Origin of the sequence: Sphingobium sp. CFD-1, assembly GCF_024611115.1 — a bacterium.
GTDB classification, from domain to species: Bacteria; Pseudomonadota; Alphaproteobacteria; order Sphingomonadales; family Sphingomonadaceae; genus Sphingobium; species Sphingobium baderi_A.
The window spans coordinates 3386532-3398833 of the sequence record NZ_CP084398.1; the positions used below are offsets into that span (position 1 = coordinate 3386532).

Annotated in this window: 16 protein-coding genes; 6 read left to right on the forward strand and 10 right to left on the reverse strand. The window is 64.9% G+C overall.

Annotated elements, in window-relative coordinates; all coding sequences use genetic code 11:
* Positions 1-80 precede the first annotated feature (80 nt).
* Positions 81-377, forward strand: coding sequence for a sel1 repeat family protein (locus LDB26_RS17030; RefSeq protein WP_062061943.1), 297 nt, complete (start codon positions 81-83; stop codon positions 375-377).
* A 6-nt stretch (positions 378-383) separates the two neighbouring features.
* Here LDB26_RS17030 and LDB26_RS17035 read toward each other — a convergent pair whose 3' ends face one another.
* The 5 genes from LDB26_RS17035 to LDB26_RS17055 all read right to left on the reverse strand — a co-directional run bounded on the left by LDB26_RS17035 (position 384) and on the right by LDB26_RS17055 (position 3623).
* Complete coding sequence (locus LDB26_RS17035) at positions 384-1520, reverse strand: GNAT family N-acetyltransferase (protein ID WP_257539302.1); 1137 nt, start codon at positions 1518-1520, stop codon at positions 384-386.
* Positions 1513-2151 carry a glycerophosphodiester phosphodiesterase family protein gene (locus tag LDB26_RS17040; RefSeq protein WP_373886213.1) on the reverse strand — a complete coding sequence of 213 codons (639 nt, stop codon included), beginning with the start codon at positions 2149-2151 and terminating at the stop codon, positions 1513-1515. Before LDB26_RS17040 ends, LDB26_RS17035 begins: the two co-directional genes overlap by 8 nt.
* A 73-nt stretch (positions 2152-2224) precedes the next feature.
* Positions 2225-2689 carry a RidA family protein gene (locus tag LDB26_RS17045; RefSeq protein ID WP_062061952.1) on the reverse strand — a complete coding sequence of 155 codons (465 nt, stop codon included), beginning with the start codon at positions 2687-2689 and terminating at the stop codon, positions 2225-2227.
* Entirely contained in the window at positions 2689-3342 is a 654-nt protein-coding gene (locus LDB26_RS17050; protein WP_257539304.1) for an HAD family hydrolase, read from the reverse strand. Before LDB26_RS17050 ends, LDB26_RS17045 begins: the two co-directional genes overlap by 1 nt.
* Positions 3339-3623 carry a DUF3572 domain-containing protein gene (locus tag LDB26_RS17055; RefSeq protein WP_062061958.1) on the reverse strand — a complete coding sequence of 95 codons (285 nt, stop codon included), beginning with the start codon at positions 3621-3623 and terminating at the stop codon, positions 3339-3341. The genes LDB26_RS17050 and LDB26_RS17055 overlap by 4 nt, the downstream gene beginning before the upstream one ends.
* A 72-nt stretch (positions 3624-3695) precedes the next feature.
* Between LDB26_RS17055 and LDB26_RS17060 the strand changes: the two genes are divergently transcribed.
* Together LDB26_RS17060 and LDB26_RS17065 are read left to right on the forward strand one after the other, a co-directional pair.
* On the forward strand, positions 3696-4058 hold the full coding sequence (locus LDB26_RS17060) for a response regulator (RefSeq protein WP_197413658.1): 363 nt from the start codon (positions 3696-3698) through the stop codon (positions 4056-4058).
* 150 nt (positions 4059-4208) lie between these two features.
* A complete protein-coding gene (locus LDB26_RS17065) occupies positions 4209-6077 on the forward strand; it encodes a PhoX family phosphatase (protein ID WP_257539305.1) in 1869 nt (622 codons plus the stop codon).
* Between the two features lie 155 nt (positions 6078-6232).
* Here the strand turns inward: LDB26_RS17065 and rpmG are convergent, their stop codons facing one another.
* Complete coding sequence (gene rpmG, locus LDB26_RS17070) at positions 6233-6400, reverse strand: 50S ribosomal protein L33 (protein ID WP_062061963.1); 168 nt, start codon at positions 6398-6400, stop codon at positions 6233-6235.
* Between the two features lie 290 nt (positions 6401-6690).
* Here rpmG and LDB26_RS17075 point away from each other — a divergent pair, with 290 nt between their 5' ends.
* The 3 genes from LDB26_RS17075 to LDB26_RS17085 all read left to right on the forward strand — a co-directional run bounded on the left by LDB26_RS17075 (position 6691) and on the right by LDB26_RS17085 (position 8208).
* Positions 6691-7008, forward strand: a complete 318-nt coding sequence (locus LDB26_RS17075; RefSeq protein WP_062061967.1) for a hypothetical protein — start codon at positions 6691-6693, stop codon at positions 7006-7008.
* Between the two features lie 22 nt (positions 7009-7030).
* The gene (locus LDB26_RS17080; protein WP_257539306.1) at positions 7031-7597 is read left to right on the forward strand and encodes a TMEM165/GDT1 family protein; all 567 of its coding nucleotides are present in this window, start codon (positions 7031-7033) and stop codon (positions 7595-7597) included.
* A 119-nt stretch (positions 7598-7716) separates the two neighbouring features.
* A complete protein-coding gene (locus LDB26_RS17085; protein WP_062061973.1) occupies positions 7717-8208 on the forward strand; it encodes a Dps family protein in 492 nt (163 codons plus the stop codon).
* Positions 8209-8385: 177 nt separating this feature from the next.
* On the opposite strand, the gene LDB26_RS17090 is transcribed toward LDB26_RS17085, so the two are convergent.
* From LDB26_RS17090 to cobS, 4 genes are all read right to left on the reverse strand, one after another.
* Positions 8386-8856: a GreA/GreB family elongation factor gene (locus LDB26_RS17090; protein WP_062061976.1), complete on the reverse strand. Its 471-nt coding sequence runs from the start codon at positions 8854-8856 to the stop codon at positions 8386-8388.
* A 93-nt stretch (positions 8857-8949) separates the two neighbouring features.
* Positions 8950-10773, reverse strand: coding sequence for a cobaltochelatase subunit CobT (cobT, locus tag LDB26_RS17095; RefSeq protein WP_257539307.1), 1824 nt, complete (start codon positions 10771-10773; stop codon positions 8950-8952).
* A complete protein-coding gene (locus LDB26_RS17100; RefSeq protein ID WP_062061983.1) occupies positions 10770-11189 on the reverse strand; it encodes an OsmC family protein in 420 nt (139 codons plus the stop codon). The genes cobT and LDB26_RS17100 overlap by 4 nt, the downstream gene beginning before the upstream one ends.
* Positions 11190-11215: 26 nt before the next feature.
* A complete protein-coding gene (gene cobS, locus LDB26_RS17105; protein ID WP_062068335.1) occupies positions 11216-12223 on the reverse strand; it encodes a cobaltochelatase subunit CobS in 1008 nt (335 codons plus the stop codon).
* Positions 12224-12302 lie beyond the last annotated feature (79 nt).

Below are 12302 nucleotides of genomic sequence, written 5' to 3' on the forward strand. Positions count from 1 at the left end.
ACCATTTTTTATCGCCTGGCGGTCCAACCTGTTCCTCGTTGCAAACCGTGAAGTCAAATCCTTGAAGGGGGAGGTCGGTTATGGCGAATAGTAGCAGGAGCGCGCAGTTCCTTATGGAAAGCCGTCTGGCGGATGCGGCGCGCGGAACGGCGGAAGACTGTTTCGAACTGGGCGTGGCCTATAGCTGCGGCACGGGCGGGATGCCCATCGATCTGGTCGAAGCGCATAAATGGTTTAATCTCGCCGCGCTTAAGGGCAGTGACGAAGGGCAGACGATGCGCGCGGAAATCGCCGAAGAAATGACCGCGCGCGAAATCGCCCAGGCCCAGCGTCAGGCGCGCGCCTGGATCGCTTCGACCCAGCTGCGCGCCGCCTGATCGGATTCAGCAATCCGCTTTCCTGAACGGCGTCCGTTCGTTCAGCCATTCCCGGTCGCGCTGCACGTCGCGGCGTTCGGCGGCCAGAAAGTCCGCCACGGCATGGCGAAAGCCGGGGTTCGGGATGAAATGCGCGGACCATGTCGGCTGCGGCGCATAGCCCCGCGCCAGCTTGTGCCCGCCTTGCGCGCCCGCCTCCACACGGGCAAGGCCGCGCGCGATGGCCGCGTCTATCGCCTGATAATAGCATAGCTCGAAATGCAGGTGCGGCACGTCCTGCGTGCAACCCCAATAACGCCCGTAGAGCGCATCCGCGCCGATCAGGTTGAGCGCCCCGGCAATCGGTCGCCCGTCGCGCAGCGCCAGGATCAGCAGCACCCGGTCCGCCATCCGCTCCCCCAGCAGGGAGAAGAAGGCGCGGGTCAGGTAAGGGCGTCCCCATTTGCGCGCGCCGGTATCCTGATAGAAGTCCCAGAATATGTCCCAATGCGCCTCGCTGATCCGGTCGCCGGTCAGGTGGACGATGTCCAGCCCCTGCACCGCGCGTTCGCGTTCCTTGCGGATATTCTTGCGCTTGGCGCTGGACAGGCTGGCGAGGAAATCGGCGAAATCGCGATAGTCCTGGTTGGTCCAGTGGAACTGGCTGTCCTCCCGGATCAGCCAACCCGCAGCCTCGAACAGCGGCACCTGCTCCGGCGCGATAAAGGTCGCATGGGCCGACGAAAGCCCGTTGCGCTCCACCAGCGTTTCGATCCCGGCGATCAGCGCGGGCGCCTGCGCCTCCTCGCGCAGCAACAGGCGCGGCCCCGGCACGGGGGAAAAGGGCGATGCGATCTGGAGCTTGGGATAATAATCCCCGCCCGCTCTTTGCCATGCCTCGGCCCAGCCATGGTCGAACACATATTCGCCCTGGCTGTGCGCCTTGGCATAGACTGGCGCGGCGGCGGCAATGCGCCCATCCGCCCCGTCTATCACGAGCGGCAGCGCCTGCCAGCCCGTGCCCGGCCCGACGCTGCCCGATTCCTCCAGCGCGGTCAGGAAATCCCAGCTTATGAAGGGATTGGCGGTCCCCGCGCAGGCGTCCCATTCCGCGCGGGACAGGGCTGCCACGCCTTCGGCCACGCGGGCGACCACCTCAGTCATCGGCGCGCTCGAAAATGATCTGGTCGGCATGGGCAGCGGCGCGGGCGCGATCCGCCGCGCCGCGAACGGTCCACGTCAGCACAGGCAATCCCTTTCGGCGGCAATATGCGGCAAAGGGCGATGGCAGGTCACGAATATCACAGGCGATAAAATCGGGATGGCCAAGCGCCAGCGCAAGGGCCCGTTCGATCCGGCCGCGCAGCTTCGGCTTGTCCTGCTGCGTCACCACCATGCCGCGCACGATGTCCGGCGCGTGCCGTGCGAACCAGCGCACCGCCAGCGGGTTGAAGGACATGACCGCCGCCATCGACACCGCCTGCCGGGCAAGCGCCGCAGCCACCGCCGCGCAAAGCGGCGCGACTTCGCGCCATCGGTCGACCTTGATCTCGATAAGCAGCGGCGTGCCGCCCGCGCAGCGCGCCAGCAGCGCGGAGAGGCGCGGCACCCCGCCTCCGTCGGGCAGCTTCATGCCTTCCAGCGCCGCCGCATCCTGTTCGGCGACCCGACCCGCCGCCGCCGTCATCCGCTCCAGCATCGCGTCATGAAAGACGACCGGCACGCCATCCCGGCTCAACCGCACATCGCATTCGATGCCGAAACCGGCGGTGATGGCGGCATCGAATGCGGCCATGCCGTTTTCGCTGATTCCCGCGCCGTGCAGCCCGCGATGGGCGAAGGGGCGCTCGGTCAGGAAAGCCAGGCGCTCAGGCCGCGGGCCGGACAAGGACGATCGCATCGATCTCGACCGCTGAATTGAGCGGCAGCACCGGCACGCCCACGGCGCTGCGCGCATGGCGGCCCGCATCGCCAAAGACATCGACCATCAGTTCCGACGCGCCATTGGCGACCTTGGGCTGGTCGCTGAAGTCCGGCGCGCTGCTGATAAAGACCCCCAACTTCACGATCCGTTCCACCCGGTCGAGGCTCCCCAGCGCCGCCTTCATCTGCGCCAGCAGATTGAGCCCGCAGGCCCGCGCCGCGCGGACGCCATAGTCGAGGTTGACGGTATCGCCGAGCCGCCCGGTCATGAGCTGCCCGTCGGCCAGCGCGATCTGCCCGGAAATATGTAGCAGGCCATTGACCTCGACAGCAGGCACATAGGCGGCGACCGGCGCGGCGGCCGGAGGCAGGACGATGCCGAGTTCGCTGAGGCGGGCTTCAATGCTCATCACTTGGCTCCATCGCTAAGGGGAATATCATGCGGGGCCGGGCCTTCGGCAAGGCGCGCGGCGATCCATGTTTCGGCCTGCGCCCAATCGTCGATCCGGGCGTGGGCCATGTCGGCGGGCGGAATCTTGCCCTTCAGTTCCGGCTCGCCCACCATATGCAGCCGCCACACGCCCGGCGCATGTTCGGCGACCGAGGCATGATGTTCGGCGATATCGTCGATGAACAGCGCCACGGAAGGATTGCGATCCGCGATGATGCGCGCCAGCGGCGGCCCCTTGGGACCATGGTTGCAAAAGACCGGAGCGTGAAGCCCGTGCCCCGCAAGCTGATCCACTCGCCCCTGCCGGTGCCGTTCGTCGATATTGGTGAGGACGACGACGTCGGCGACGGCGGACAGGCGGGCCAGGGCCTCCATCGCGCCGTCGATCGGCTTTTGCCGGCCCATTTCATCGTCGAAAAAGGCGGTCAGCATCGTCCAGACAACCTCCCGCGTCACCGGCTCGTCGCTTTCCTTGTGGCGCAGCGCGTCGGCGAATTTCAATCGGTCGAAATCGAAATGCAGGTCATGCGCCTCGTCCGCCCACTCCCGGAAAGGGACAAGCATGTGCAGCAGCACCTCATCGCAATCGGTGATGATGAGGGGACGGGTCATCGGCTGAGTTCCTCCTTCGCGGCGATCAGCGCCTCGGGTGTCGTTTCAACGGCCTGCGCGCAGGCGATCAGGTCCGGCTCATGATCGGCCAGAAAACCCAGCACCGCGCCCAGAACGCCCGGATCGCCGATCCCGGCGCGCAGGGCATCGGCGTCCAGCCCTGTCAGCGCCAGCAGCCGGTCGGCCCTCCGCTCATCCCCCACGGTCCAGGCGAGCGCCATCAGCGCCAGCGTGGCCGCATCCGCGCCATCCTTCCTGCTATTGTGGGTATCGGCTCGCATGACGGTTTCTCTACGCGCCTTTCAGGGCTATGACGTTTTTCATAAGGCCTTTTTTGAAAACGCGGGTGACTGGTGGCAAAGCGCGTGCTCGTTGTCGAGGACAACGAACTCAATCTCAAACTTTTTTGCGACCTGTTGCGCGCGCACGGGCATGAAGTGCTGCCCCTGCGCGACGGGCGCGACGTGCTGCGGCAGGCGCGGGATTTCCGGCCGGACCTGTGCATCATGGACATCCATCTGCCCCATGTCAGCGGCGTCGACCTCATCATCTCGCTAAAGGCGGATGAAGGATTGTCAGCCGTGCCGATCATGGCCGTCACCGCCTATGCCGGAAAGGGCGATGAGGACCGCATCCGCGCCGCTGGAGCGGAAGCCTATGTCTCCAAGCCCATTTCCGTGCTGCGCTTCGTGGAGCAGGTGAACGCGCTGCTGTAACCGGCCCATCCCGTCCGTCGCATAATTGTCATGGGACGGTCACGCCCCTGACCCTGTCCCGAAGCGTCCCTGTCATCCCTGTCTGCCACCCCGCCGCATCAAGGGACGCGGCGCTGGGCCGACGGCCTGGAACAACACAGGGGTATATCCATGTCTCATCTGACTGACGAGGCGCGCGCGCCTTATCGCGACGCGCAGCCGCGCATCACCGGCGGCGAAAACAGCCTGGAAACCATCGTCGCCGCCAATCCGGGCCGCCGCACCATCCTGAAGAACGGCCTTCTGGGCCTGTCGATCCTGCCGATGCTGGGCACGCTGGCCGCCTGCGATGACGACGACGACGATGCCGGCCCCACGCCGACCCCCACGCCCACGCCGACCCCGACCCCCACGCCCAGCTATGACGTGGCCTTCGCGCCCGTCGCGGCGAACATGGACGACACGGTCACCGTCCCCAATGGCTACACTGTCGACGTGCTGCTGAAGGCAGGCGATTCGATCGAAGCGGGCACGGCCTATTCGGGCAGCTATCCGGCGCCAGCCGACGCTGAAAAATGGTGCGGCGGCAATCATGACGGCATGGAATATTTCGAACTGTCGGGCATCGATCCCAACACGGGCGGCCTGCTGGCGCTCAATTTCGAGCTTCCCGACTATAATATCCTGATGTCCGGTGCCTACGACGCGGCGACCGCGAGCGCCGACCAGAAAAAGCTGGCGCTGTCCGCCGTCGGCATCGGCGTGGTCGAAATCGCCAAGGGATCGGACGGCAAATGGGCGGTCAAGGCCGATTCCCGCCATAACAAGCGTTATACCGGCAACAGCAGCTATCGCGCGGGCGGTCCGGCCGCAGGCCTGTTGTCGGGCACGATCAAGGGGATGCTCAACAACTGTTCCTCCGGCCGCACGCCCTGGAACACCTATCTCACCTGCGAGGAAACGACGGACAATTATCTCGATCCGACGCAGCCGGAGGAAAATTACGGCTGGGTGGTCGAAATCGACCCGTTCCAGGAACTCGCGCCGCCGACCAAGCGCACCGCGCTCGGCCGCTTCAACCACGAAAATGTCGCCCACATGACGAATGACGACCGCCGCGTCGCTTTCTACATGGGCGACGATTCGACGCCGGGCTGCATCTACAAGTTCGTGTGCGACCGCGCCTACAGCGCCGACAATCGCGGGGCGAACACCGGGATGCTGGACTATGGCACGCTCTATGTCGCGCGCTTCAACGCGGACGGCAGCGGCGAATGGCGCGAACTGACCCAGGGGCGCAACGGCCTGACGGTCGGCGCTTCCGATCCGGGCAATGTCAGCCAGAGCACCACGCCGCCCGCGCCCGCGCCGGTCGATTTCCGCAACCAGGCCGAAGTGCTGGTCAACTGCCAGAGCGCCGCGCGCGTGGCTGGCGGCACCGTCATGGATCGCCCGGAATGGATCACGGTCGCGCCCGACAACAGCGCCATCTTCGTGACGCTCACCAACAATAGCGGCCGTCAATCGACCGTTCCCGCCGATCCGCGCGTCCGCAACCTCCACGGCCATATCGTCAAGTTCAAGGAAGCCGGCGATTCGCCGCTGGCCACCGATTTCAGCTGGGAAATCTTCCTGCTGGCGGGTGATCCGGCGCTGGCGTCGGGCGGCGACAATCTGGTGGGCGACATCGAAGGCGACACCTTCTCCAGCCCTGACGGCATCCGCATCGACCCGCAGGGCCGCCTGTGGGTGCAGACCGACCATAGCATCCCCGGCAATTCTGGCGTCACCGGCAAGAGCATCGAGGATGTGTTCGGCCACAATGCGATGTTCTACATCGACCAGGACAGCAAGGAATCGAAGCGCTTCCTGGTTGGCCCGACCGGCTGCGAGATCACCGGCCTTGCCTATACGCCGGACCTCAAGACCTTCTTCGTCAACATCCAGCATCCGACCGGCGACTGGCCGGTATCGGGTCAGGAACCGCGATCATCCACCATCGTCGTGCGTCGCAGCGACGACAAGCCCGTCGGCGCCTGACCGCTCGGGGGATGGCCTTGCCCGTCCCCCCTTCCTTCTTATCGCGCAGCCAACAAGGAAAGGCCCGTTCCCTGATGGGACGGGCCTTTTCGTTCGGGGCGCAGGGCCCGGAACCTCAATCCTGCGACCGGGACGGCATTACGCCGTCCACCGGATCACTTGATCTTGGCTTCCTTGAATTCGACATGCTTCCGCACGACCGGATCATATTTGCGGAAGCTCAGCTTCTCGGTCTGGGTGCGCGGGTTCTTCTTGGTGACGTAGAAGAATCCGGTGTCAGCCGAGCTGACGAGGCGGATCTTGACAGTTGCTGGCTTGGCCATGGCCCTAAAGTCCTGTGAATCTCGTGAAAAAGAAAAGCGGCCCCATGGGACCGCCCCGTTTCAGTGGCGGCCCATGCGGCAGATTCGGCGGCCTGTCAAGGGAAAGACCGATGGCCGCCTTCACGAAACCGTTGCGCCCGACCCATTTTTCCGCGCGCCGCCGCTCGAAAATCCAGCCCGCGCTCCCCATGTGGGAAGCATGTCGATCCGCGACCATGCCGCTTTACGCGCCGTTAACCAGAACAGGCGCAGGATGATCTTCGGAGCGACAGGACAGGGGAGTCTTCTCCATGCGACATGATCCGATGCAAACCATACTTTCCGATCTGCTGGGGCGGGTCGACGGTCTGGCGGGGCAACGTGGCCACCTATCCGTGCCGCGCATTCACGATGAGGTGGATCATATCCGCCACATCGCCCGCGCCTTCCATATCGATACGGTGGAAGGGTTGGCCGCGACACTGGAATCGGCGCTTTCGCTGCATGGACTGGGGCCTGTGGTGCTGTCCTATCTCGATTTCCTGCGTGACGCGATTGCGGCGGAAATGCCGTCGCTTCCGCCGCATCTGACGGTCGCGCCCGCGTCCGCGTCGCCGCTGCGCGCCTGAACGAAGGGGTTCGACGCCGCCGATGGACGCCCTGCTGATCGCGCTGCTCGGCTGCCTGATCGGCGAGATCGGCGACAAGAGCCAGCTTCTGGCGCTGGCGCTCGCCACGCGCTTCAACCGCAATGGCGCCGTGATCGCAGGGATAGTCGTCGCGGCCATCGCCAATGCCGCCATTTCCGCGACCGCGGGCGCCTATATCGGCCCGATGCTGGGTTCCGATGCGCGGCTGCTGTTCCTTGCACTGTCGTTGCTGTTCCTCGGACTGGGGCTGTTCTGGCCGGTGAAGGCGCCCGATCCGCTCGACGGGTGGAAGATCGGCGCATTCCTCACCACCGCGCTCGGCCTTTTCATCCTGGGCTTTGGCGACGGACCGCAATTCCTGATCCTGGGCCTTGCCACCCGCACCGCCGACCCGGCGCTCGCCGCCATCGGGGGCGCCATCGGAATCATCGCGGCCTGCGTCCCGGTCGTCCTGCTGCGCGATCCGCTTCTGGCCGCCCTGCCGATACGCGCCATCCGCCTGTGCGGCGGAGGGGTGCTTTTGCTGGCCGGCGCGATCACCGCCCTCTCCGCGCTGGCGCTGCTCTGATCGAATGTTTCCATCAGCGTGAATGATAATTTCAAAGCCCTTCCGGGGCACTTTTATGGCACCTTCGGCACGCTGGATCATTATAAGGGCGAAATCATTCGCCAACAGGAGAAACAGGCATGACTGCTTCCAACCTCAAAACCCCGACCGACCTCAAGAGCAACGCGACCAAGTCGGTGGCGGAGGCTTTGAACGGCGTGCTCGCGGACAGCTATGCGCTCTATTTCAAGACCAAGAATTTCCACTGGCATGTGTCCGGTCCGCATTTCCGCGACTATCACCTGATGTTCGACGATCAGGCGGCGCAGATCCTCGCCACCACGGACCTCATCGCGGAGCGCGTTCGCAAGACGGGCAACACCACGCTGCGGTCGATCGGCGATATTTCGCGCCACCAGACGCTCAAGGACAATGACGCCGATTTCGTCAATCCCACCGACATGCTGAAGGAACTGCGCGAGGATAATCTGAAGCTGGTCGAAGCGCTCCGCGCCGCCAAGGAAGCCGCCACGCAAGCGGGCGACAACGCCACCGAAGGCATTGTCGACGACTGGACCGACCAGGCCGAGGAACGCGCCTGGTTCCTGTTCGAGGCCAGCCGCAACGCCTGAACCGCGACCAATGGAAATGGAAACGCCCTCCGGCTCGGTCGGGGGGCGTTTTCTTTTGGCGGTGATAGCGTTTGCCAACCTGTATGCGGAATGGCGGGTTTGGGTGGGGAGCGGACTGTCTGCTATTCCCATCTCCGTTCGCCCTGAACGAAGTTGGGGTGGCGGCTATTAGCCCCCTTATTCCTCCCCAATCACCTCGACCTTCAAAATCCTGAGCGAACCAGCCTTGCCGCCGAAATCGACGCTTTCGCCCTTTTCCGCTTCCATCATCGCGCGGGCGAGCGGCGCGGAAAAGGCGATGCGTCCTTCCGCCGGCTCGGCCTCGTCGTCGCCGACGATCAGGACGGTCTTGTCCTGCTTGCCCTGCCGATAGGTGACGCGCGTGCCGAAGGCGACCGCATCACCCTCCGCCGCCGGCTGCACCTGCGCGCTCGCCAGCCGGGTGCGCCAATAGCGCAGTTCGCGCTTGAGCTTCTTCGCATCCTCCTCGGCCATGCCCTCGGTGGAAACCGCTTCCAGCGCCTCCACCTTCTCCCGCGTCAGCCGCAGGCCCCGCGCCGTCACCCAATTGGGGCCGGCCGGAATGGGAATCTCGAAAGTCGGTTCCAGATGCTCCTCATCGCTTTCGCGGCGAAAGGCGACGCTCATGACACTCTCCTTTTCAGGGCCGTCCGCACCGGGAAATCCGGGTCCGGGCCTTTCCAGGGGAGAGAGCCGGACCTTGCCCGGCACAGCAGCCGGTTAATCTTCGTCGAACAGACCCGCGAGCTGTTCCACCATCGTCCCGCCAAGCTGTTCGGCGTCCATGATGGTGACGGCGCGGCGATAATAGCGCGTCACGTCATGGCCGATGCCGATGGCGACCAACTGCACCGGCGATCGGTTTTCGATCCATTCGATCACCTGCCGCAAATGCCGCTCCAAATAGATGCCGCTATTGACCGACAGGGTGCTGTCATCGACCGGCGCGCCGTCGGAGATCACCATCAGGATGCGACGTTCCTCGTTCCGCGCGATCAGCCGGTTATGCGCCCAGAGCAGCGCCTCCCCGTCGATATTTTCCTTCAAAAGGCCCTCGCGCATCATCAGGCCCAGATTCTTGCGCGCCCGCCGCCATGGCTCGTCGGCTTTCTTATAGACGATATGCCGCAGGTCGTTGAGACGTCCCGGCATTGGCGGACGCCCTGCCGCCAGCCAGTCCTCCCGGCTCTGCCCGCCCTTCCACGCGCGCGTGGTGAAGCCCAATATCTCCGTCTTGACGCCGCAGCGTTCCAGCGTGCGCGCCATGATGTCGGCGCTGATCGCCGCGATGCTGATCGGCCGCCCGCGCATGGAGCCGCTATTGTCGATCAGCAGCGTCACCACCGTATCACGGAATTCGGTGTCCCGCTCGATCTTGTAGCTGAGCGAGCGCGTGGGATCGATCACGATCCGCGCCAGCCGCGCCGCGTCGAGCAGCCCTTCCTCCTGATCGAAATCCCACGACCGCGACTGCTGCGCCATCAGCCGTCGTTGGAGGCGATTGGCGAGCTTCGTCACCGCGCCCTGCAAGCTCACCAACTGCTGGTCGAGGAAGCCGCGCAACCGCAGCAGTTCATCCTCATCGCACAAGTCTTCGGCCGTCACCACTTCGTCATGCAGCAGCGTATAGGCCTTGTAATCGAAGCCCGGCGGCAAGTCGCCCATCGGCCGGTTCGGACGCACGGGCATCATGCCCTCATCGCCCATCTCGTCCCCGCCATCCTCGCTGTCGGCGTCGAACTCCTCGCTATAGTCGGCGTCGCCGTCCTCGCTCTCGCCGCCCTGCTCCTCGGCCCGCGTCTGCGCGTCCATGTCGCTGTCGCCGGGCTGATCCTCGCCGGAATCGCCTTCTTCCTGCTGCTCTTCCTCCTCGCCCTCCTGCTCGGACTCGTCCTCGTCCGTTTCGGGCGGCGTATCGGCATCGACAAGCTGGAGATGCTCCAGCATCGCGGCGGTCAGTTTCTGGAAAGCGCGCTGATCGTCGATGGCGAGCGACAGCGCATCCAGGTCGGCCCCTGCCTTGTCCTCGATCCACTGATCCACCTTGGCAAGGCCGTCGGTGACATCCCTGGGCACAGCCTGCCCCGTCAGCCGCTCGCGCACCTTGAGCGCCAGCGCGGTGGACAGCGGCACTTCGTCCGCCGAGCGCGCCCGCCGGATCGGATCGGACTTCAGCCGCATGTCGAGCGCGTGGTTGAGGTTGTCGCGCACCCCCTCCATCGCCCGCGAACCGATGGCTTCCACTCGCGCCTGCTCGACAGCGTCATAGACCGCGCGCGCCACTGCGTCCGCCGGGGCCGACGCATTGTGCATCCGCGCATTATGATGCCGCAGCTTCAGCGCATTGGCGTCCGCGAAACCGCGCGCCAGCGCTACCTGATCGGCGGGCAGCGCGCGTCCGGGCGTCGGCACCTTGATCGCCTTGCCCGCCATATGCGGCGCGTCGGCGGTAAAGCCCACCTCCACCTCCGCATCGCGCGCAAGGGAGCGCGCCGCGCCGGACAGCACATCCTTGAAAGCGTCGAGGGCGGAACGCTCGGTCATCGGCCTTCCGGGTCGCTCACGCGCGGCACGGCGATCGTCTCGATTTCCGTCCGCACCTCGCTCATCAGCTTGTGGACAGGGCATTTCGCCGCCACCGCGATCAGCCTGCCATGCTGCTCGTCGGTCAGCGGCCCGCTGACGGCGATGCGGGTAGTGAGGTGATAGACGCCCTGCCGCTCCCGGCTATTGTCGCGCACGACGCCCACATGGATGCCTTCCACCGGGATGCCGTTGCGCTGGGCATACCAGAGCATCGTCATCGCCTTGCACGCGCCCAGCGCGGAATCGTAGAGGTCATGCGGATCGGGGCCTTCATCATGGCCATCCGGCGCGCTCATGTCCGCGATCAGTTCATGGCCGCGAATGCTGATGCGATGCGCGGTGCCATCGGGCGCAATCCGTTCAACGACGATCATGACCTATGCTCCTGCCGGCGGGACGTTCAGGCGGCCCGGTGCGCCACGCTTTCAGGCAAGTCCTTGCCAAACACGCGCTGATAATATTCCGCCACCAGCGGCCGTTCCGCCTCATCGCATTTGTTGAGGAAGGAGAGGCGGAAGGCGAAGCCCACATCCTTGAAGATCAGCGCATTCTGCGCCCAGCTGATGACGGTGCGCGGGGACATGACGGTCGAAATGTCTCCGTTGATGAAGCCCTGACGGGTGAGTTCCGCCACCTTGATCATGCTCTCGACTTCCTTGCGGCCGCCTTCATGGTCATATTCGCCCGACTTGGCGAGCACCACCTGCGCTTCGGTCGCGGCGGGCAGGTAATTGAGCGCGACCACGACGTTCCAGCGGTCCATCTGTCCCTGATTGATCTGCTGCGTGCCGTGATAAAGGCCGGTCGTATCGCCCAGGCCCACCGTATTGGCGGTCGCGAACAGGCGGAACCAGGGGTTCGGGCGGATGACCCGGTTCTGGTCCAGCAGCGTCATCTTGCCGTCGGTTTCCAGCACGCGCTGGATCACGAACATCACGTCCGGGCGGCCCGCATCATATTCGTCGAACACCAGCGCGACCGGCCGCTGCAGCGCCCAGGGGAGCAATCCTTCGCGAAACTCCGTCACCTGCTGCCCGTCCTTGAGCACGATGGCGTCGCGGCCCACCAGGTCGATGCGGCTGATATGCGCGTCCAGGTTGATGCGGATGCATGGCCAGTTGAGCCGCGCTGCAACCTGCTCGATATGGCTCGACTTGCCGGTGCCGTGATAGCCCTGCACCATCACGCGGCGGTTGAACGCGAAGCCCGCCAGGATCGCCAGCGTCGTGTCCGGATCGAACACATAAGCGGGGTCAAGGTCCGGCACGCGCTCGTCAGCCTGCGAAAAGGCCGGGATCTTCATGTCGACATCGACGCCGAAGACGTCGCGCGCATCCACTTCCCGATCGGGCGCTTCCATCAGCGTCTCGTCGCGGGTGTCGGGCTGGACGTTGGAAATGTCGGTCATCTTCATGTCTCTTCGGTCAAACGAGTCTGCCAAGCCCTAGACCATAGGCCAAGCGCATGTCGAGGGAGGCTAGGGAATA